Origin of the sequence: Serratia sp. PF-27, assembly GCF_030053255.1 — a bacterium.
Lineage (GTDB): Bacteria > Pseudomonadota > Gammaproteobacteria > Enterobacterales > Enterobacteriaceae > Serratia > Serratia bockelmannii.
Genome location: NZ_JASGBT010000021.1, coordinates 625,043 through 646,225, shown reverse-complemented (window position 1 = coordinate 646,225; position 21,183 = coordinate 625,043). Strand labels below are relative to the sequence as shown.

Here is a 21,183-nt window from a genome sequence, read left to right as displayed (position 1 = left end):
ACGCCATGTCGCAATCCGTGATCAACGGCGGGCTGGACGTTAAACGCAGCCTGCTGGACGCCGTCTTGGCCGGGCTGATCGCCCTGATCGTGTTCGGGCCGATCGTCGGCATCGTGCTGAACGGCTACAGCTTCAACTTCGAACCGCACCGGCTGGTGTGGATTATCGTCGCGGTGATGGTCGGGCGGCTGCTGCTGAGCCTGTTCCTGCAAACCGCGCCGGGGCGCAGAGTGCTGGCGCGCTTCGACGGCGGCAACGACGGCGTCTACGTACGGCCGCTGGGCGATAAATCCAACCTGCGCTGGTTCCTGCCGCTGATGGCGGCGATCGCGCTGCTGTTCCCGTTCGTCGCCACCAAATACCTGCTGACGGTGGCGATCCTCGGCCTGATCTACGTGCTGCTCGGGCTGGGGCTGAATATCGTGGTCGGGTTGGCGGGGCTGCTCGATCTGGGGTACGTGGCGTTTTACGCCATCGGCGCCTACGGGTTGGCGTTGGGCTACCAGTATCTCGGGCTGGGGTTTTGGGCGATGCTGCCGCTGGGGGCGCTGATGGCGGCGTTGGCGGGCGCGCTGCTGGGTTTCCCGGTGCTGCGCATGCACGGCGACTACCTGGCGATCGTCACGCTCGGGTTCGGCGAGATCATCCGGCTGGTGCTGAACAACTGGATGTCGCTCACCGGCGGGCCGAACGGCATTTCGGTGCCGGCGCCGACGGTGTTCGGCCTGGAATTCGGCCGGCGCGCCAAAGACGGCGGCGTGCCGATCCACGAGTTTCTCGGCATCGATTACAACCCGAATCTCAAGTTCATTTTCATCTACGCGGTGCTGTTTTTGGTGGTGCTGCTGGTGCTGTACATCAAGCACCGGCTGACGCGCATACCGATCGGCCGCGCCTGGGAGGCGCTGCGCGAAGATGAGATCGCCTGCCGCTCTCTCGGGCTGAACCACGTGCTGGTGAAGCTGTCGGCGTTTATGCTGGGCGCCTCTACCGCCGGGCTGGCGGGGGTGTTTTTCGCCACCTATCAGGGCTTTGTCAACCCGACCTCGTTCACCTTCTTCGAGTCGGCGCTGATCCTGGCGATCGTGGTATTGGGCGGCATGGGGTCTACCCTTGGCGTGGTGCTGGCGGCCTTCGTGCTGACGGTGGCGCCGGAGCTGCTGCGCAGCTTTGCCGAATACCGGGTGCTGTTGTTCGGCGTGCTGATGGTGGCGATGATGATCTGGCGGCCGCGCGGGCTGGTGCGCATCAGCCGCGCCAGCTTTGCGGAACGCAAGGGGGTGGCGCCATGAGCGACGCCATTTTGCGGGTGGAACACCTGATGATGCGCTTTGGCGGCATCAAGGCGCTGAACGACGTCAATCTGGAGGTGGAGCGCGGCTCCATCACCGCCCTGATCGGCCCCAACGGCGCCGGCAAGACCACGGTGTTCAACTGCCTGACCGGTTTTTACCGCGCCACCGGCGGCGCGATCCTGCTCAATACCCACAAGCGGCCAACCGATGTGATCCAGGTGCTGGGGCAGAAGTTTCGCGCCGGTGATTGGATACGCCCGAAGCGGCTCGGTTCGCGCCTCTATTACAAGATGTTCGGCGGCACCCACCTGGTCAACCGCGCCGGGCTGGCGCGTACCTTCCAGAATATCCGCCTGTTCCGCGAAATGTCGGTGGTGGAGAACCTGCTGGTGGCGCAGCACATGCAGAGTAACCGCAACCTGATCGCCGGGGTGCTGAATACGCCGGGCTACCGCCGGGCGGAAAGCGCCGCGCTCGATCACGCCTTCTACTGGCTGGAGGTGGTAGATCTGGTGGACTGCGCCAACCGGCTGGCGGGGGAGATGTCCTACGGCCAGCAGCGGCGGCTGGAGATCGCGCGCGCCATGTGCACCGCGCCGGAGATGATCTGCCTCGACGAGCCTGCCGCCGGGCTGAACCCGGTGGAGACGGCCACGCTGAGCCGCATTATCCGCTTCCTGCGCCAGCATCACGGCATCACGGTGCTGCTGATCGAGCATGATATGGGCATGGTGATGGAGATCTCCGATCGGGTGATCGTGCTCGATCACGGCGACGTGATCGCCCGCGGCACGCCGCAGGAGATCCAGCACAACGAGGCGGTGATCGCCGCCTACCTGGGCGCGGACGAAGAGGAGCTGGCGGGATGAGCGAGGCGATGCTGGAATTTCGCGAAGTGGACGTGTTTTACGGGCCGATCCAGGCGCTGCGCAAGGTGTCGTTGCAGGTTAACGCCGGGGAGACGGTGGCGCTGATCGGCGCCAACGGCGCGGGCAAATCCACGCTGTTGATGTCGATCTTCGGCCAGCCGCGCATCGCCGGCGGGCAGATCCTGTTTGGCGGCGAGGACATCAGCCGTCGCTCCACGCACTTTGTTGCCAGCAGCGGCATCGCGCAGGCGCCGGAAGGGCGGCGCATCTTTCCGGACATGAGCGTAGAGGAGAACCTGCTGATGGGCACCATCACCGTCGGCAATCGCTACCTGGAGGAGGATTTGCCGCGCATGTTCGAGCTGTTTCCGCGCCTGAAAGAGCGGCGCAACCAGCGGGCGATGACCATGTCCGGCGGTGAGCAGCAGATGTTGGCGATCGCCCGCGCGCTGATGAGCCGGCCGAAGCTACTGCTGTTGGACGAGCCGAGCCTGGGGCTGGCGCCGATCGTGGTGCGGCAGATCTTCGGCGTGCTGCGCGAGCTGACCCGCAGCGGCATGACGCTGTTTCTGGTGGAGCAGAACGCCAACCACGCGCTGAAGCTGTCCGATCGCGGTTATGTGATGGTCAACGGCCAGATCCGCCTCACCGGCAGCGGCCAGGAGCTGTTGAACGATCCGGAGGTGAGAAAGGCCTATCTGGGCGGCGGCTGAGCGCCGCCCCACGGGCAGGGATGCCCGCGTTCATCCCTCGATGGCGCTTCGTTCTTGATCGTCGTAGCGCGAGCGGGCCGCTCTGAAGGAGCCGGCGGAGGAGATAATCCACGACCAGAGCGGCAGCATGTTGAGCAGCATCTCTTCCCCCGCGTCGGTGATGGTGTAAACCACGCGGGGCAGTTTTTCCTGATAATCGCAGCGCGATATCAACCCGTCCCGCTCGAGATGGCGCAGCGTCCGCGTCAGCATTCTCTGCGTCACGCCCGCTAATTGGCGGCCTATCTCGCCGTGGCGCAGCGGCCCGTGGGTACCCAGGATATGCAATACCCCCAGCGACCAACGGTTGCCCGCATGCGCGAGGATCTCGCGCTTTAACCCTTCATCGTCGTTGCTCAATGCTTCACAGAACGCCTGTGAAAATTGCAGCAGCGCTTCCCGATCGTTCGTCATATTCCTCTCCGGTATCACGCGTGTACCTAATTGAACCCGTTTTTGTCAGCTGTCAGGATGGCGCAGTGTCAAGACAGGAGGCAAGAATGAAATCCACAAATCCATCTATCAATACCGTGCTCATCCTCGGCGCCGGTGAACTGGGGCTGCCGGTATTGCGTGCGATGAGCCGGCAGGCTCGGTTACACCATGCTTTAAAAATCAGCGTGCTGCTCCGGCCGGAGGCCGCCCGCGCCGTGAGCGGCCCGCATCGTGCGCGGCGGGATGCGCTGGCGCGGCTCGGTATCGCCGTGGTGGAAGGCGATCTGCAGCAAAACGGCGTGGAGGCGCTGAGTGCGCTATTCCGTTCCTTCGACGCGGTGATCAACTGTAGCGGCTTTGTCGGCGGGGCGGGCACGCAGATAAAGATCACCCAGGCCGTCTTGCAAGCGGGCGTGGCGCGCTACTTCCCGTGGCAGTTCGGCGTGGACTACGATGTTGTCGGCAAAGGCAGCGGGCAACAGGTGTGGGATGAACAGCTCGAGGTGCGTCACCTGTTGCGTGCGCAGAAGACGACGGAGTGGGTGATTGTTTCCACGGGCATTTTCACCAGCTACCTGTTTGACTCGAGCTTTGGCGTGGTGGACGCGGCAACCAAAACGGTGCGCGCGCTGGGCGACTGGCGCTACGCGGTGACGCTGACCACTCCCGCGGACATTGGCCGGCTGACGGCCGCGATTTTTTTCCATCGGCCCGCGTTTCGCAACCAGGTAGTCTATATCGCCGGGGACACGCTGACCTACCGCGAGCTTGCCGATGTCATGCAGGCGCACTGGGGCGTTGAGGTCAACAGAGTCTTGTTGGACAAAGAGCGGCTGCAGGAGGAGGTGCGGAACCATCCGCGCGACGTCGGCGCCAAATACCGGCTGGCTTTCGCCCGCCCCGACGGCGTGGCCTGGGATAAGGCGAAAACCTTCAATGCGCGCCAGGGCATAGCCACCACCACCGCCGAGCAGTGGCTGGCGCAGCAATGGCCGATCTCTCAGGACGGTTAGTCGCCTGAGCGCCGGAATCAGAACTGGCGCTGCATCCAGCGCACGTTCAGCCGCACCAGGGCGATGATGGCGCTGGAGAGCAGCCGCAGCCCGCCGGGCATGTCGCGGCGGCGGATGTCCAGCAGCAGTACGGTGCGCACCTGCGCGCTGTCGTTCCACACCTCGTGTTCGAAGGTATCGTCCCACAGCATGAACTCCCCCTCGTGCAGCCGGTATTCGCGGCCGTCCACTTTCAGCACCGCCGCCGGCACCCCGTCGGCGCGTTTGGGCATGTCCAGCACCAGATAGCCGCGCAGAATGCCGCGGAACGGCCCGCGGTGGGGCGGCACCTGTTTGCCGGGCGCCAGGAAGGAGAGCGAGGCGGACAGCACGTCCGGCGACGAAGCGATCAGCGCCGCCAGCGTCGGGCAACGCGCCAGGTTGCGGGCGATCGGCTGGCCGTAGGCCTTCATGATGAACATGCGCCAGTCGCGCGCGTCGTTGGCGGAGATCGACGCCTGCTGGATCATGATCTCGTGGAAGCGCGGAATATTGTGCAGATCGTGGGCGACGGTCAGCGCCTCTTCGCGGATCTGCCGCCATTGGGCGGTGAAACGTTCGGCGTCGGGGAACAGCGCGGCGCTGTCGAGCACCGGTTTGCCCTGAATGCGGCGATCGTAAACATTGCGCAATGCGAGCACGGACCAATCATAAATCGCGGACATAATGACCTCGCCTCAGAAAACGCCAAATGGACACTGCGCGCGGTTCTTCGGCGTGGCGCGTCGTCTGCGGGGGCCGGAAGGGAAGAGCGGCAGGAAAAATTGGTACGCTTCAAGAGATTAGCACAGCATTTGTGCAACCGTGTGTCTGCGAATGTGTCGAAATGCGGCGAAAAAAACCACACAATTAAAGTGTGACGCGTATCGCATTTAGCGGGCCGGTTGGTTAAAATATCGCTACTTGCCCGCACCTGTCCGGATTTTGTTTACCATGGAACACGCTCCCGTTTCGCGCTCAACCGCCTGGTTGCGCGTGGTTATCCTCGCCGTCTCGGCCTTTATCTTCAACACCACCGAATTTATCCCGGTCGGCCTGCTGAGCGATATCGCCGCCAGCTTCTCGATGCAAACCGAACAGGTCGGCCTGATCATCACCATTTACGCCTGGATTGTCGCCGCCGCCTCGTTGGCGTGCATGCTGCTGACCAGCAAAATCGAGCGCCGCAAGCTGCTGATCGGCGTGTTCATGCTGTTTATCGCCAGTCACATCCTGACCGCCGTGGCCTGGAACTTCACCACGCTGGTTATCTCGCGCGCCGGCGTGGCGCTGGCGCACTCGGTGTTCTGGTCGATCACCGCCTCGCTGGCGATCCGCGTGGCGCCGCCGGGCAAGAAAGCCCAGGCGCTGAGCCTGCTGGCGGGCGGCACCGCGCTGGCGATGGTGCTCGGGCTGCCGCTTGGGCGGGTGGTGGGGCAGCTGCTCGGTTGGCGCATGACCTTTATCGGCATCGCGGTGTGCGCCACCCTGGCGCTGGTGCTGCTGTGGCGCCTGCTGCCGGTGCTGAAAAGCGAGCACTCCGGTTCGCTGGCCAGCGTGCCGCTGCTGTTCAAACGCCCGGCGCTGGTGGCGCTGTACATGCTGACTATCATCGTGGTGACGGCGCACTTCACCGCCTACAGCTACATCGAGCCGTTTATCCAGACCGTGGCCGGGCTGTCGGAGAACTTCACCACGCTGATGCTGCTGCTGTTCGGCGCCGCCGGCATCGTCGGCAGCCTGCTGTTCAGCCGCTACAGCGAGCGGTTTCCTTCCGGCTTCTTTATCGGCGCCATCGTGCTGCTGGCCTTGAGCCTGCTGCTGCTGTTGCCGGCCGCCGGCAGCGAAAGCCACCTGACGGTGCTGTGCATCTTCTGGGGCATGGCGATCATGGCCATCGGCCTGTCGATGCAGGCCAAAGTGCTGAGCCTGGCGCCGGACGCCACCGACGTGGCGATGGCGATCTTCTCTGGCCTGTACAACTTCGGCATCGGCAGCGGCGCGCTGCTGGGCAACCAGGTGAGCCTGCATCTGGGCATGGGCAACATCGGCTTCGTCGCCGCGCCGTTGGCGCTGATCGCTCTCGGCTGGTGCCTGCTGAGCGTCTATCGCAGCGAACGGCTGCAGCAGCACCACAGTCGTTAATCCACCGATTCGGGATGCCGCTGCGGCATCCCGCGCTGCATTTTCCTGCTATAAAACAGGCTGCTGCAGCGTTTTATGCTTAACTTTTTTTCATAGTCTGCTAATTAAAAATTTAACTCCGACGCCGCTTCGCTAGCATAGAAAGTCATCAAAAATGTTAATGCGAGGTTAACGGTGAGTGAATCTGTAGCGGCGTCGCCGATCCATGCGCGGGATTTGGCGGCCAGAATTGACGCCTTGCCCGCGTCGGCCGGCCTGTGGCGCTTTATCATTCTGCTGTCGCTGGGCGGCTTTTTCGAACTCTACGATCTGTTCCAGACCGGCTATATCAGCACCGGCCTTATCGCCGACGGCATTTTCCACACCGGCGCGCAGGGCGTCTTCGGCGTATCGGATCAGGCGGCCTTTGCCTCCGCCACCTTTCTCGGCCTGTTCGTCGGCGCCAGCCTGCTGAGCCCGTACGCCGATCGCTTCGGCCGGCGTGCCACCTTTATGTTCGCCCTGATCTGGTATGGCGCGTTCTCGCTGCTGCTGGCGTTTCAACAGCAGGCGGAATGGGTGATCTTTCTGCGTTTTCTGGTGGGCGTTGGGCTCGGTATCGAGCTGGTGACCATCGACACTTACCTGACGGAATGGGTCCCCGCGCACTTGCGTACCCGGGCTTTCGCCTTCGCGTTCTTCGTGCAGTTTCTGTCGGTGCCGGCGGTGGCGCTGATGTCCTGGTGGCTGGTGCCGCAGACGATTTGGGGCCTGAGCGGCTGGCGCTACGTGGTGATCGCCGGCGCGCTGGCCTCACTGGTGATCTGGCTGGTGCGCAAGGGGCTGCCGGAGTCGCCGCGCTGGCTGGTGCAGCAGCGGCGCTATGCTCAGGCCCGGCAGGTGATGCGGGACATGGAGCGGCGCTGCGGCGTGGCGGTCACGGATTTTCCGTCGCGCCCGGTGGACGATGCCGAGGGGGCGCCGCTGCGCGGCCGCTTTCGCGACATCTGGGCGCCGCAGTATCGCGATCGCACGCTGATGCTGGTGGTGATGAACTTCTTTCAGGCCATCGGTTTCTTCGGCTTCGGCAACTGGCTACCGGCGCTGCTGTCGGGCAAGGGCGCTTCGGTCACCCACAGCCTGCTGTACGCTTTCTTCATCACGCTGGCTTACCCGCTGGGCTCGCTGCTGTGCAGCTTCTACGCCGACAAGATGGAGAACAAGTGGCAGATCGTGTTGTCCTGCCTGGTGACGGTGATCTTCGGCTCGCTGTTCGCACTGCAGAACAACCCGCTGTGGCTGATCCTGTGCGGCTTCTTCATCACCTGGTCCAACGCCTGGCTGACCTACAGCTACCACTCTTACCAGTCCGAGATCTTCCCGACCCATATCCGCGCCCGCGCCGTCGGCTTCTGCTACTCCTTCAGCCGCCTGTCGACGGTGTTCAGCAGCATCATCATCGGCATTATCTTGCAGTACGGCGGTTCGTTGGGGGTGATCGCGTTTATCGTCGCCAGCATGCTGATCGTGATGCTGGTGATCGGGCTGTTCGGCCCGAAAACGCGCGGCATCGATCTGGAAAACATCTGACGTTTTGCGCCGGCGGTGACGCCGGCTGCTTCAGCAAAAAAATTCGCGATCATGCGAAAATTATTCCGTTATCACTGCCTTTGCGCCTGCCGTACTGTTAACCCGTACAAAATCCAATTCGATACCGAGCGGGGAACACGTCATGAGCACCCTTACCGCGCCCGATGGCGCACGCATTTTCTATAAGGATTGGGGCCGCGGCCAGCCGATCCTGTTCTCCCACGGTTGGCCGCTGTCCGCCGACGCCTGGGACAACCAGCTGCTGTTTTTCGGCCAGAGCGGATTCCGCGTGATTGCCCACGATCGCCGCGGCCACGGCCGTTCCGATCAAACCTGGCACGGCAACGACATCAACCAATACGCCGACGATCTGGCTCTGCTGATCGAAACGCTGGATCTGCGCGATCTGATCCTGGTCGGCCATTCCACCGGCGGCGGCGAAGTGGCGCGCTACATCGGCCGTCACGGCAGCGATCGGGTGGCGAAGGTGGTGCTGGTCGGCGCCGTGCCGCCGCTGATGCTGCAAACGCCGGTCAACCCTGAGGGCACGCCGATGGCGGCCTTCGACGGCATTCGCAGCGGCGTGGCGGGCAACCGCTCGCAGTTCTTCAAAGATTTGGCGGTGCCGTTCTATGGCCTCCACTGCGACGAGGTGGAGAGCAATGCGGGGCTGATCGACCACTTCTGGCTGATGAGCATGCAGGGCGGCGTGAAAGGGCAGTACGAGTGTGTGCGCGCGTTCTCCGAAGTGGATTATACCGCCGATCTGCTGGCGATCGACAAGCCGACGCTGCTGGTGCACGGCGATGCCGATCAGATCGTGCCGATCGGTGCCTCGGCGCTGAAAGCCGCTAAGCTTATGCAACAGGCGGAGCTGAATGTTTACGCCGGCGGTTCTCACGGTTTGGCGCAGATCGATCCCGATCGCTTCAACGCCGATCTGCTGGCCTTCATCCAGAATTCGCCGTTTTAAGGGGGCGCGATGAACCTGACTGCTATCGCCGCCCGCTGCGTACAGCGGCTGAATGCGCCCGCGGTGCGCTGGCTGCTGCTGCTCGCGATTTGTACCGCCTATATTCAGGGCGGATTGGTCAAGGCGTTGAACGTTGAGGGCGCCATCGCCGAAATGACCCACTTCGGCCTGCAGCCGGCGGCGCTGTTCGCCGTGCTGGTGACGCTGCTGGAACTGGCGGCGTCGGCGCTGATCCTGAGCGGCTTTTATCGCTGGCTCGGCGCGTTGGCGCTGGCCGGTTTTACCCTGATGGCGACGCTGATGGCCAATCCGTTCTGGCAGTTCGACGGGGCGGAGCACGGCCAGATGATGAACGGATTTTTTGAACACCTCGGGCTGGCCGGCGCGCTGTTGCTGGTGGCATTTAACGATTTGAAGGAGCGAACGGATGGCTGAACAGACGGAAAACAAGGCGGCGGCGGGCGGCTTCGCGCCGCTGAAAATCCCATTATTTGCGGTGCTGTGGGGTGCCACGGTGCTCGGCAACGTCGGCAGCTTTATGCGTGACGTCGCCAGCTCGTGGCTGATCACCGACCTGTCGAGCAACCCTTCGGCGGTGGCGCTGATGCAGACCGCCGCCACGCTGCCGGTGTTCCTGCTGGCGATCCCGGCCGGGGTATTGTCGGACATCCTCGATCGGCGACGCTTTCTGATCTTCGTGCAAATTCTGCTGGCCTGCGTCAGCGGCAGCCTGTTGCTGCTGTCGCAGACCGGTGCGCTGACGGTGGAATACCTGCTGGCGCTGACCTTCGTCGGCGGCATCGGCGCGGCGCTGATGGGGCCGACCTGGCAGGCGATCGTGCCGGAGCTGGTACCGCGCACCGAGCTGAAAAACGCCGTGGCGCTGAACTCGCTGGGCATCAACATCGCCCGTTCCATCGGCCCGGCGGCCGGCGGTCTGCTGTTGGCCAGCTTCGGTGCCGGCGCGGCCTACGGCGCGGACGTGATGAGCTATGTGCTGGTGATCGCGGCGCTGCTGTGGTGGAAGCGGCCGAAGGCCGAGGACAGCGGGCTGTCGGAGCATTTCTTCGGTGCCTTCCGCGCCGGCCTGCGTTATGCCCGCTCCAGCCGCGAGCTGCACGTGGTGCTGCTGCGGGCGGCGGTGTTCTTCGCCTTCTCCAGCTCGGTTTGGGCGCTGTTGCCGCTGGTGGCGCGCCGCATGCTGGGCGGCAGCGCCGGTTTCTACGGCGTTCTGCTGGGGGCGGTAGGCGCCGGGGCGATCCTTGGGGCTATTGTGCTGCCGCGTCTGCGCCAGCGGCTGAATGCCGACGGGCTGGTGTTGCTGGCGGCGGTGCTCACCGCCGTGGTGATGGCGGCCCTGTCGCTGGCGCCGCCGCAGTGGCTGGCGGTGGTGCTGCTGCTGGTGCTGGGCGCCGGCTGGATTATCGCGCTGACCACGCTTAACGGCGCGGCGCAGGGCGTGCTGCCCAACTGGGTGCGCGGCCGTGGTCTGGCCATTTACCTGATGGTGTTCAACGGCGCGATGGCGGCGGGCAGCCTGCTGTGGGGACTGGTGGCGCAGGAGCTGGGCGTGGCCGCCACGCTGCTGGTCGGCGGCGTCGGCCTGTTGGCGGCGGGGCTGCTGTTCCACCGCTTGCGTCTGCCGACCGGTGAGGCCGATCTGCAGCCGTCGAACCATTGGCCGGAGCCGTTGGTTAACACGCCGGTTGAAAACGATCGCGGCCCGGTCATGATCCAGGTGGAGTACCGCATCCGCGAACAGGACCGGCCGCAGTTCTTGCGCACGCTGCTGATGCTGGAACGGGCGCGCCGCCGCGATGGCGCTTACGCCTGGGGCATCACCGAGCACACCGGCGATCCGGAATGCATCATGGAGTGGTTCCTGGTGGAGTCCTGGGCGGAGCACCTGCGGCAGCACCAGCGGGTGTCGCACGCCGACGCCGACCTGCAGCAGGAGGCGCTGCGCTTCCACATTGGCCCTGAGAAACCGGTGGTGCATCACTTCCTGTCGCTCGACCGGCGTCAGGTGAAGCATTAACTGCACGGCCAGGCGGCGAGAAGGTGCTATGCTTTTGGTCGGTTCGGCGGCGCGGCCGCCGTAAGACGAATGTAGTCAGCACAGGGAGACACATTGATGACGGCACCTTCTGCTTTTGCCCGCGAGCTTGGGCTGCGCTATCCGATCGTTCAGGGGCCGATGAACGGCGCGTCGCCGCCGGCGTTGGCGGTGGCGGTGAGCAACGCCGGGGCGCTGGGATCGTGCGCGGCGGCGCTGTTTTCACCGGCGGTGATCCTCGAACGGGTGCAGCAGATCCGCGCGCAGACCGCCGCGCCGTTCAACATCAATCTGTTTCTGCTCGATGAGCAGCACCCGGATCTCGCCGAGCTCAAGCGCGCCCAGCACCTGCTGCGGCCGTTCCGCGAAGCGCTGGGGCTGAGTGAGCCTCCCATGCCGACCCAATTCGCCGAAAACAACCGCGACCAGATCGCGGCCCTGTTGGAGGCGGCGCCGCCGGTGGTCAGCTTCACCTTCGGCGTGCTGCCGCGCGCCACGGTCACGCAGTTCAAGAAGGCCGGCTCGCGGGTGATCGGCACCGCCACCACGGGGGCGGAAGCCCGCGCCTGGGAAGAGGCGGGCGCCGACTTCGTGTGCGTCTCGGGCTCGGAGGCGGGCGGCCACCGCCCGACCTTCCTCGGCGACATTGAGCAATCCTGCGTCGGCCTGATGGCCCTGCTGCCGCAGGTGGTGGCGGCGGTGAAGATCCCGGCGATCGCCGCAGGCGGCATCATGAACGGGCGCGGCATCGCAGCGGCGCAATTGCTGGGCGCGCAGGCGGCGCAGCTGGGCACCGCGTTCCTGTGCAGCCCGGAGTCGGGCATCGCCGAAGCCTGGCGGGCGGCGCTGAGCAACGCCGGCGATGACAGCACGCGCCTGACGCGCGCCTTCAGCGGCCGCCCGGCGCGCGGCATCGTCAATGATTTCATGCGGCAGATGCGCGCGGAAGAGGCGCAGATCCTGCCTTATCCGGTGCAGAACGCGCTTACCGGCGATATCCGCCAGGCGGCGGCCAAGGCCGGTCGCGGAGAGTTTATGTCGCTGTGGGCCGGGCAGGGCGTGGGCCTGGCGCGGCCGATGCCGGCGGCGGAGCTGGTCGCCACCCTGGCGGCGGAGCTGGAGGCGGTGTGACCTCGTCTGCGCGATTTGGGGGGAGCAACGGAGCCAAAACCGTTGTTTTCTGACCCTGGACTGGACTGAAAACCAATCTGGCGTGGAATTAGCCATCAACGAAAACGTCCAACAAACTCTCGTTTGTTGGACGCTGCTTAAAACGCACTTATGGAAGGCACTGGTAATTACTCAATACCGTATTTTTTCTCGGTTACGAATGCGGGTTCTTTCCAGTTTGGACCTCTTTTATAGCCACCTTTTCCATTAGATGATACATCCCCTTTTTCTCGCATACTTTTCACTAATGAAATCAGTTCAATGTTTGATATGCGTTTATTACCATACATAGTGCAATACCCATCTAATTGAGGATGAGATATCCCGTTTTCTTTTCGTCCCGACAAGAATAAAACTATGTCTCGGATTTGTTCATTTTCAAACATAGGTTTAAAATCAATCATATATAACCTCTAGATTTATTCATCACCAGCTTTTAATGCTTCTGGTGTATATAACAGAGAGCGATCGCTACTTAATTTGTAATCTTCCAACGTCGCTGTATGAGTGTTATTCCACGTAGCACCATCGTCATCAGGTGATATTCCATCAGGAACACCAACTGCTCTATAACGCTCCAATTCCCTGATTTCGTGGGTGTAAAAACGCTTGTCGGTATCGGTGGGCTGTACTTCTCCCTTCAGGATTTTTTCCAGGCGGTCAATCATCACCTTGTTATCGGGAGATTCGCCAAACCGCCCAGTATGCAGTTTCACCTTGTCCACGCCGGCGCGGTCAATGGTGGCGGTTTTCCAGTCCAGATTCTGAATTGGGCCACCGGCCTTGTCCGTGTTGTAGTCGCGACCACTGTATTGCCCTTTAGCGTTGGTTTCACCATAGATACCACTGAGCATGACATAGACAGGCTCAACGCCGGTCCCCGTTGCATCAGGCTGCCAGTAGATAAAATCCTGCAGTGGCATGTCATCTGCAGGGAACGTCGTCGTGACGATACTGTCGGCCTGCTTTATCTCCGTACCGGTATGCACCGGCGTTACCGGCGCTGCAGGCGAAGGATTGCCGGTATGCCACGGCCCCGACGGGGCAGTGCCCGGGTTTATCAAAATGGTTCGCCCCGGCGCACCGGCCACCGCCGGCAAGGTGATCCGGTCCAGGCCGGTTTTTTCATCGCGAACCGGCCGATACACCGGTACGGTAGCGGAGACGCCGCCCGTTCCTGTTTTGACCAGTATTACCTCTTGCTGACCGTTATTCTCCCGGCGAATAAACCCGCGCACCGGCAAATCGACCGTGGTCATTTCCGGCTGAATCTGTGTTTTCCCTGCGGCAACCAGGCTGGCCGGAACGGTAAACATCTGTGTCAAATCACGACCCAGCAATTTATCAATATCGCTCTGACTTTCACCGGCTTTCCCCGGCCAGAATCCGACAACGAAGGCGCCGACTGCCGGAGCTACCGCACTGAGCGTGGCAACCCGGGAAACTTCGACGGCGCCGCGCCACACTCCACCGGATACCCAGCCGGCCAGCTCACTGGCGCTGGTCATCACGCTGTTGATCCATGTCGATAATTGTACCATACCGCCCGCGCGGTTGAGCACCATGACCCCGACCGTGGCCATCGCGGCATTGGCCGCTTTTATCATGCCGGGTGTATAGACCGGGGCGTCCAGTACGCCGGCTTTGGCGAACAGCGCTTTCCGTACAGCCTCAGCTTTGCGGGCCTCTTCGGCTTTGCGGGCTTCCTCGGCCTTACGGGCTTCCTCTGCCTTACGGGCTTCTTCAGCTTTACGGGCCTCTTCGGCTTTGCGGGCTTCCTCGGCCTTACGGGCTTCCTCTGCCTTACGGGCTTCTTCAGCTTTACGGGCTTCCTCGGCTTTGCGGGCCTCTTCTGCCTTGGCCTTTGCCTCCGGAGTTTTGGCAGCAAGTTCCGTCTTAAGCTGGTTGATGCCATCATCGCTGAGGCCGCGCTTTTCCAGTTCGCTGATCAACACGCTCAGCACATACCGGTTTTGCTCGGTGTCTGCCATTAACCCGTAAAGCGTTTTCACCCCATTCCTGAAATCGCCGCGGTCGAGCTGGGCAAACGCTGGATTATACGTATCGGGTGCAGAGTGTCGGTATAAGGCGATTTGTAATGCGCGCCGCTCTTCCTCCGTGAGTTTCATGAAATGCGCCATTTTTTTGCGCAGATACATCAGATTTTTAAAGTTTTCTTTTGAAAACGCAGACGGCGGTGCGGTCACCATACCCGGGATATTGATTAACGGATATAGGACGTTGGGCAGACTATGATTAAACCGCGTCGTCGTGTTTCTGACGGTCACCTGCAGTGGCAGTTTTGCGCCGAACAGGTTGCCGCGCAGGTTGTTTTCGTTTTTCCTCATGGAATTCAACAACACACGGTCATTTTTCCAGTATTTGCAGTTTTCTCGCCCACAAACGGGGCAATGGTCATTATCGGACTTGTTCAGATACTCATCCAACACCGTACTGAATCCGATACCCAGCGTTTGACCGGACGGGTCAGGACGTGGTTCCAGTCGGTTTTGAACACCCATGCGGGAGATATCGGGGGCCGAATAAATATTAATGTTTGTGCCCCCGACAGGACCGGTCGGATTGGTATCATAGCCCAATCCATTCAATCGACCGGTTTCCTGGGGGCTAAAACCACTGTATACCCCCGGCAACTGACCGTTGCCAACGGCCCCTGACCCGGCATTGAGTTGCGGAGGTGGGTCAGAAAGCACCACCATTTCTTCTTCAGCAATATCTTGCGGCATTTTTTCATCCTTGTTTCATGGGGTTACACAGCGAACCAGCCAGACGACTGTTGCTGATTTACTTCTGCGCGAGTGCCTTTTCCAGCGTTACCAGTCGTGTTTCCAGCTCGATACGGGCTTTGCGCTCTGCATTACATTCGGCCTCTCGGAGCGCTCGTTCTTCCTTAAGCGCCTCAACCAGCAACGCCACTACGCCGTTGATATTGATGCTGCGGGCATCTTTCAGTACGCTGCCGTCATTGAGTTTCAGCTCGGTCTGGGCAACGGATTGGGGGAGAACCTCTTCCACTTCCTGTGCAATCACGCCGGCTTCCGGCACGCCCTGTTTGAGGTAGGTGTAGCCGCCGATGTTGGCCAGCTTGTCCAGGGCGCCGTCGATTGAGGTTATCTCCGTTTTCATACGGACGTCAGAGCTGATGTTCCACCCGCCGCCGGTGACGGCATAGCCGTCTTCTTTGAAAACGAACCAGCTATTTTTATTGCCGTCACTCACGTTAATGACCAGCTCGTTGTACTTCACATGGTCGTGATGATAAATTTTTACGTGTTTGTTACCTGGATTAGGTAAATAAAGCCCGTTGGTAATGGACTCCTGCGATTTATCGACATTCTCAGGCGGGCTTGCAGTGAACCAGCCGTGAGCGTTGCGTTTGGTCAGTTGCCCAACAGACAGCTCGGCATTGGGTTTGACCCGGAGTTCATTCCAGTTTCCCTGCCAATCGCGGTAAGAGAGCAGGCCATAATCCTCTTTGCCGGCGACCACGCGTGACCCCATCAACATGGCCGTAGTGACGTTACCGCTGGTGAAGTCGGTATGTACGGCAGCCGCATCATAGACCTGCCCATTAATAAGTGGGGCTGGACCGGTGGTCGCGGTGGAGATGCCGGCATTATGCGACACCATCGCCCCGCCGGAGATATCTACGCCGTTGCGCAGAGCCACCCGACCGGAAACCAGATTGAACGAGAAGGGGCGCAGCGTGTTCCACTGCCCGTCCTGGGCCTGCCCGTTTGGTGTGGTCAGGGCATAAAAATCTTTGCCATCGTTACGCAACATCACGCCGGTGTTGCCGTTGGCCAGTCGAAAGCCGTTGGCAGATTTTGAGACGATTTCACCGTCGCTGACGACCCGTTTGCGCAGTGTAGTCAGCGACTTTAGTTCGGTGATGTCGTCGTTGACGCCACTCTGTACCTGGGCATTTTTCTTTTGTTCAGCCATGATAATTCCTCGGTTTATTAATAAGTTCCTGCCATAGAAATGGCACATGGTAACGCTTTACAGACAGTTAACGACGCTGCACATTTAAGGCGAGGATGGTTAAAAATCACGAAAACTGTATGCATGAACAGTAGGTTATGAGCATCAGGAATAGATATCAAATGATAATGAATATCATTTGCTGTGTGATGGATGAGACAAGAAAGAAGAACGGATGATTTCTGGCGATGACGTGATAACTTTTTAATTTATAGATTAATAGTCATTTAAATTGACTGCTTAAGTGCGTTTGTTGTTCCGTTGCTCCCCACACCCATTTACTGCTTTGGCGATATGGGAACCGCGCAAAAAACGCCAGCGGCAGGCCTGAAAAGAAATAAACAGTCCGGCGTAAAGGCCGGACTGCGGGTTTGCCTTGGCTAGACGAGAATATCGGCGGAAGCGTCGACATGCCCAACGATTTTGACAAGGAAATCAGGTAATTGATTGCCGGAGAGATTGATGGCCAGATCGGTGACATTCTGCTGCGCGTCATAATTCAGCGCCGCTTCATACAACGAGCCGCTTAAACTATCCACGAAGTGCAGCTCGCTCCCGTCGGCCTTAGCCGTCTGGTTGAGCCACGACAGATCGATTTTATCCACCGCCGTCTGGAAATCGCGGATCCAATCCGGCGCGGCGGCTTGGCTGTCGCCGGCTTCGCGGAAGACGAAGGTGTCCGCGCCTGCATTGCCCCAGAGCTGATCGGCGCCGCCGGCACCGTAAATGATGTCGTTGCCTGCACCGCCTTTTAGCGTATTGTTCAACGCGTTGCCCACTAAAATGTCTGCGCCGCTGCCGCCGATGATATTTTCAATCTGCGCGCCGTAGGCGATGGCGATATTTGCCTTCAAGCCGCCCACATCAGAGAATGCGCCTTCGTTAATGTTGATGCGCTGATCCTGGCTGTAGCCTGAAAAATCCAGCGTGTCATTGCCGCCGGCATCCCAGATAGCCGCCACGATTTTGTCCGTGGACGCCTTAACGCTCAGAAAGTCTCTGTCCGTATTCGAGTTGAAACCATAGGTGGTATCGCCGGTGCGCGTGGTGGTATTCGCGCCGTAAAGCTTCTGTATGGCGGTAATATCATCCAGCTGCGGCCCTGATGGCCAAACGCCTTTATAGTCAGCGCTGGTGTATTGTTCGTTAAAATAGCTCATCAAAGAATATTGATGGTCGTCTTCATAATACTTCGCCGAGTTGGCGTAGGTGGGGTAGGTGGCATTTGACGCATCATAATTGCCGGGATGAGAAAGCCCCAACGCATGCCCTATTTCATGAGTCAGCGTATCCCTGGCGTAGTTATTGGTTTGCGGATTGGAGGCGTCGAAGCCGTTATTGCCGCTGATCCAAATGGTGCTTTTGAGATTGCTCTGCGTACTTTCATACGAGGTGTAATTACCCCCGCTGGCCGCCTTATAAAAACCAAACTTTATATCTGCATTTTTCGCGTCGTTGCCTTTAACCTCGGTGAACGTGATGTTGGCCACATCCGACCAGGATTGCAATGAAAGCTTGGTTTGGGCTTGCTGGGCGGCGGTAAGCTGCGCGGCGCCCGTCTTGTCGCTGCCGGTATAGACGGGGAAAGAGTAGGTCAAGGTAGCCGCATGGTCGGTCACGCCTTTGCCATTGGCGGAATAATGGCTCCTCAGCAGCAGATCTGAAACCTCTTGCGTGGTATATGACGGTTTACTGCTCCCCGCGTGATCGCCTCTTTCATAACGGGTTAAATAATCGGAAATCTTATCGGTCGCTAATGACATATCAAACTCCTTTGGACGTTGACAATATTGCACCTAACGCTCTATATGCTCGTACACAGGTTTGAAAATCAGGGGTAATTAATGTGATATCATTGGCTTGCCTCCTTGGTCCGGCTTGAATATTGCGTTCAAGCGGAATATATCCTTATCATTAATCACGGTGAGGAATTAATTGTGTACTGTGATTGAGTTAAAGCAGTATAAACACAATTATTTTATTAATGAGTTATTCTTATATGAATCTTTTACATAAGATATGCGTAAAAGGCGTGCTCAAATAACCAGGTGGAATTAAATTTTTATTTAATATTACACTGTAATTGGCTCGCGAAATTTACGTGATTGATTTATCTTTTTGCTTTTATTTAATTTTTATCTATGAATGGCGGCGAGTACCCTCCATTGCCGCAATGCATATGGGCGGCTACTCGCCGGCGCTCGGCATTAATTGAGTACGGGATTATTAAGGGCGTCCGCGTACACCGATTAACTTACCTGATACTTAAAAACTGTAGGTGCCCTGCGCCAGCACGAAGTTCATGTTTTTCAGCCCGGCATGTTGCTGCAGGCTGTTGCTGACGTCGAAGTAGACGTAGGCCACCTTGAACTGAAGATCGCTGCGCGGTGTCCAGGTCGTTTCAACCTGATACTGGTTGCCGATAAAGCGCGAGCCCTGCGCGCTGCCCTTCACCGGGCGCATTGGCCCGAGGTAGAAGGCATCCTCGCGGCGTTGCCGCCACAACGCGTCCCAGCTGAAGTCGATGGCCAGGGTTTGCCACGGCATAATCGTGACCGAAGGATGGATGGCGATCAGGTTAGCCGGCGCCACCAGCCCGTTCTCGGTCAGGTAGGGCAGCTTGGGGTACATGGCGTTAAAGGTGTTGAGCTGCCCATCGTGACCGTTTTTATCGCCGCTGGCGATGCCAATCTTGCCGCCGAAGCGCGGTTGCCAGCGCCAGTCGTTGACCGTATAGCCGGCGTGCGCCGACGCCGACCAGGCGCGGATGTCACGCTGTTCTACGCTGCCGAACTGCCAGGCGGCTTCATTATCCCAGTCGAACCCCTGTGCCGCGCCGAAAATGCGTGCGCCGACGGTATAGCGCCGCTCTTGCCCGCTGAGCTGCGCGTAGTGGACGTCGTGATCCTCAAAGCCGAAGGTGTAGAGATCGAGCGAGGAGGCCAGCGCTGCCAGCGGCGTGGTGCCGTACAGCCCCCAGACCTTTTGGCTGTTGTCAGTATCGTCGTCGAAACTGCCGGTTTTGAGGGTGACGGGATGGCCGATAAAGGCGTCGAGGCGGTTTTTATCCTTGGCCCAGCTGGCGCGGATAGCATCGAAGGAACGGCGCACGTTGGGGCCGTCGCGGGTGCCCAGCAGGTGCAGCGAGCCCAGCGCAATCTCCTGGCGGCCGATCCGCAGGGTGCCGAGGCCGTAGGCGGTGGGCAGTTTTAAGTCCACATAGCCCTGGCCGAGGTAGGCATGATCTTCGTCAGTCGGCTTGCGCCCGCGGTCGCGCGGGGTGGCCAGCGACGATCCCACCTGCACATAGGCGCCGACATAGTCGCCGTAGTCGAGGCGCGCGCCAACCAGCAAGCGCTGCATGAAAGTGTCGTCGCGTCCGCCGTTCAGATCCCGCTGATCCGTCCATTCATAGCGCTCGCGCAGTGAACCGTCGAAAGACAACGTGGCCGCATCGCCCAACGGGATGTTTTTCCAGGGGGAAGCGGCGGGCTCCGCCGCCAGCGCGGGTAGCGTGGAGAACAGCAACAGTGCGGGTAGCGTGCGTTTCATCATGGATATCCGAAGAAAAGAGCGCGCCGCAGCGCGCCTTGGGTTTATTTAGCCGTCTGGTGAATTTCGGCGATGTAGCCGCCGGGGAAACTCACCAGCGCCGAGGCGCGGCGTTCCGCCGCCGTCGAATGCCACAGCACCTGCGCGCCGCTGGCCGTCGCTTTGGCCAGCGTGGCCGACAGATCGTCGACGCCATAGCCGGTGCGCTCATGGCCGAACGGATAAGGCAGATGCCCGTCGGTGACGAAAATGCGCGTTTTGCCGAAGTGGGAGTCCAGCTCGATCTGGCGGACCTTGCCGTTGTCGCTGCGGCCGATCGCCGTATCGCTGACCTGTTCGTCGCTCACGACCTTGCCGTGTGAGAACGCCTGGTAGCTTTTCAGGAAATCGTCGACGCGGTAGGCGGAGAGATACAGGCGGTTTTCCGGCACGCTCAGCAGCGGCTTGTAGTCAGGCGCCTTGGTGTGCCAATAGAGCTGCATGTTGACGCCGCCGGGCCATTGGATCACCGCGTCGCGGCCGATCGGATCGTCGAAAGGCGCAACCTGCACATCGGCGCCGGCGGCCCTGGCCTGCCGGATGGCGGCGTCCATATCCCTGACCAGAAAACCGTTGCGCTCGGCGCCGAACGGGTACGGGATCGGCGTTTTGAAATCGAACACCGAGAAGCTGCCGGCCGGCGTCAGTATCAGCTGGGAATAGGTTTCACTCGGCGTGGGCGTGACGTTGACCAGCACGCGTTCGGTACTGGTGCCGCCGAAGGTTTTCAGGATGCTGTCGACAAAGGCGTCCATCTTGCCGCGTTCGACGTAGACATGGGTGGTGTCATATTGCGGCCCCACGGCAAGAGGCGCCGTATCGGCCGCCCATGATACGGCAGGGAGCAGTAGCGCAAGGGCCGATATCCTCAGCCGACGAGAAGAAATGCCGATAATATGTTGCATGATGACCTCCAGGTAGCGGTTATTTTCCTGAGTGAAGCGTAATTTCCTATGAGCTTTCCCGTCGGCTGAAAAATAAAAACGAAAAACGCAATGTGCGTCGTGAAACATTAAATAAGGGCGATGTTCTGGCGCCTAAGCGAAGATCGCGCAGGTGCAAAATATCTCTTTTTATGGGCGTAGAACGGTGGGGCGCCTTTGCCGGCTCAGCCCGCTATCGCTAAGGCATGGCGATGGTCATGAGGCCCGCTTCGCCGCGTGTTGAGGTGAATCGAGGATAATCCATAACGGTGTTCTCCTAGATGGGATATATCGCATGAGCCAGCTGAGTTTACGGTCTTCATTGCCGTCTAAATATAAATACAGCATTAAAAGAATTGCCGCCCATCA

At 60.1% G+C, this 21,183-nt stretch carries 18 protein-coding genes; 10 read left to right on the top strand and 8 right to left on the bottom strand.

Annotation, left to right across the window (positions count from 1 at the left end; all coding sequences use genetic code 11):
• Nucleotides 1-5 precede the first annotated feature (5 nt).
• From livM to QMZ29_RS18095, 3 genes are read left to right on the top strand one after another with little or no spacing between them, the layout of a single operon-like run.
• Nucleotides 6-1,292, top strand: a complete 1,287-nt coding sequence (gene livM / locus QMZ29_RS18105; RefSeq protein ID WP_261427094.1) for a high-affinity branched-chain amino acid ABC transporter permease LivM — start codon at nt 6-8, stop codon at nt 1,290-1,292.
• A complete protein-coding gene (locus QMZ29_RS18100) occupies nt 1,289-2,164 on the top strand; it encodes an ABC transporter ATP-binding protein (RefSeq protein WP_025303490.1) in 876 nt (291 codons plus the stop codon). The genes livM and QMZ29_RS18100 overlap by 4 nt, the downstream gene beginning before the upstream one ends.
• A complete protein-coding gene (locus QMZ29_RS18095; protein ID WP_025303489.1) occupies nt 2,161-2,877 on the top strand; it encodes an ABC transporter ATP-binding protein in 717 nt (238 codons plus the stop codon). The genes QMZ29_RS18100 and QMZ29_RS18095 overlap by 4 nt, the downstream gene beginning before the upstream one ends.
• Before the next feature lie 30 nt (nt 2,878-2,907).
• On the opposite strand, the gene QMZ29_RS18090 is transcribed toward QMZ29_RS18095, so the two are convergent.
• Nucleotides 2,908-3,330, bottom strand: a complete 423-nt coding sequence (locus QMZ29_RS18090) for a winged helix-turn-helix transcriptional regulator (RefSeq protein WP_060433579.1) — start codon at nt 3,328-3,330, stop codon at nt 2,908-2,910.
• Between the two features lie 86 nt (nt 3,331-3,416).
• Between QMZ29_RS18090 and QMZ29_RS18085 the strand changes: the two genes are divergently transcribed.
• Entirely contained in the window at nt 3,417-4,364 is a 948-nt protein-coding gene (locus QMZ29_RS18085) for an aromatic alcohol reductase (RefSeq protein ID WP_089196052.1), read from the top strand.
• A 17-nt stretch (nt 4,365-4,381) separates the two neighbouring features.
• On the opposite strand, the gene QMZ29_RS18080 is transcribed toward QMZ29_RS18085, so the two are convergent.
• The gene (locus tag QMZ29_RS18080) at nt 4,382-5,068 is read right to left on the bottom strand and encodes an aspartyl/asparaginyl beta-hydroxylase domain-containing protein (protein WP_060433575.1); all 687 of its coding nucleotides are present in this window, start codon (nt 5,066-5,068) and stop codon (nt 4,382-4,384) included.
• Nucleotides 5,069-5,336: 268 nt separating this feature from the next.
• Here QMZ29_RS18080 and QMZ29_RS18075 point away from each other — a divergent pair, with 268 nt between their 5' ends.
• The 6 genes from QMZ29_RS18075 to QMZ29_RS18050 all read left to right on the top strand — a co-directional run bounded on the left by QMZ29_RS18075 (nt 5,337) and on the right by QMZ29_RS18050 (nt 12,256).
• A complete protein-coding gene (locus QMZ29_RS18075; protein WP_261427096.1) occupies nt 5,337-6,527 on the top strand; it encodes a sugar transporter in 1,191 nt (396 codons plus the stop codon).
• Between the two features lie 174 nt (nt 6,528-6,701).
• Nucleotides 6,702-8,096 carry an MFS transporter gene (locus QMZ29_RS18070; RefSeq protein WP_187181963.1) on the top strand — a complete coding sequence of 465 codons (1,395 nt, stop codon included), beginning with the start codon at nt 6,702-6,704 and terminating at the stop codon, nt 8,094-8,096.
• Between the two features lie 142 nt (nt 8,097-8,238).
• Complete coding sequence (locus QMZ29_RS18065; protein ID WP_060433574.1) at nt 8,239-9,069, top strand: alpha/beta fold hydrolase; 831 nt, start codon at nt 8,239-8,241, stop codon at nt 9,067-9,069.
• Between the two features lie 9 nt (nt 9,070-9,078).
• Nucleotides 9,079-9,504: a DoxX family protein gene (locus QMZ29_RS18060; protein ID WP_060433572.1), complete on the top strand. Its 426-nt coding sequence runs from the start codon at nt 9,079-9,081 to the stop codon at nt 9,502-9,504.
• Complete coding sequence (locus QMZ29_RS18055) at nt 9,497-11,107, top strand: MFS transporter (protein ID WP_049203315.1); 1,611 nt, start codon at nt 9,497-9,499, stop codon at nt 11,105-11,107. Before QMZ29_RS18060 ends, QMZ29_RS18055 begins: the two co-directional genes overlap by 8 nt.
• Nucleotides 11,108-11,203: 96 nt before the next feature.
• Nucleotides 11,204-12,256 carry an NAD(P)H-dependent flavin oxidoreductase gene (locus tag QMZ29_RS18050; protein WP_283225788.1) on the top strand — a complete coding sequence of 351 codons (1,053 nt, stop codon included), beginning with the start codon at nt 11,204-11,206 and terminating at the stop codon, nt 12,254-12,256.
• Between the two features lie 167 nt (nt 12,257-12,423).
• Here QMZ29_RS18050 and QMZ29_RS18045 read toward each other — a convergent pair whose 3' ends face one another.
• The 6 genes from QMZ29_RS18045 to QMZ29_RS18020 form a co-directional block, all read right to left on the bottom strand.
• Nucleotides 12,424-12,699, bottom strand: coding sequence for a hypothetical protein (locus QMZ29_RS18045; RefSeq protein WP_071796825.1), 276 nt, complete (start codon nt 12,697-12,699; stop codon nt 12,424-12,426).
• 15 nt (nt 12,700-12,714) lie between these two features.
• Nucleotides 12,715-14,259 (bottom strand): S-type pyocin domain-containing protein, encoded by a 1,545-nt coding sequence (locus QMZ29_RS18040; protein ID WP_502950684.1) that lies wholly within the window; start codon nt 14,257-14,259, stop codon nt 12,715-12,717.
• 841 nt (nt 14,260-15,100) lie between these two features.
• Nucleotides 15,101-16,261, bottom strand: a complete 1,161-nt coding sequence (locus tag QMZ29_RS18035; protein WP_060433568.1) for a tail fiber domain-containing protein — start codon at nt 16,259-16,261, stop codon at nt 15,101-15,103.
• Nucleotides 16,262-16,680: 419 nt separating this feature from the next.
• A complete protein-coding gene (locus QMZ29_RS18030) occupies nt 16,681-18,063 on the bottom strand; it encodes a serralysin family metalloprotease (RefSeq protein WP_261427097.1) in 1,383 nt (460 codons plus the stop codon).
• Nucleotides 18,064-18,565: 502 nt separating this feature from the next.
• Nucleotides 18,566-19,855, bottom strand: a complete 1,290-nt coding sequence (locus QMZ29_RS18025) for an alginate export family protein (RefSeq protein WP_060433564.1) — start codon at nt 19,853-19,855, stop codon at nt 18,566-18,568.
• A 41-nt stretch (nt 19,856-19,896) separates the two neighbouring features.
• Complete coding sequence (locus tag QMZ29_RS18020; protein ID WP_222706560.1) at nt 19,897-20,694, bottom strand: VOC family protein; 798 nt, start codon at nt 20,692-20,694, stop codon at nt 19,897-19,899.
• Nucleotides 20,695-21,183: the final 489 nt, after the last annotated feature.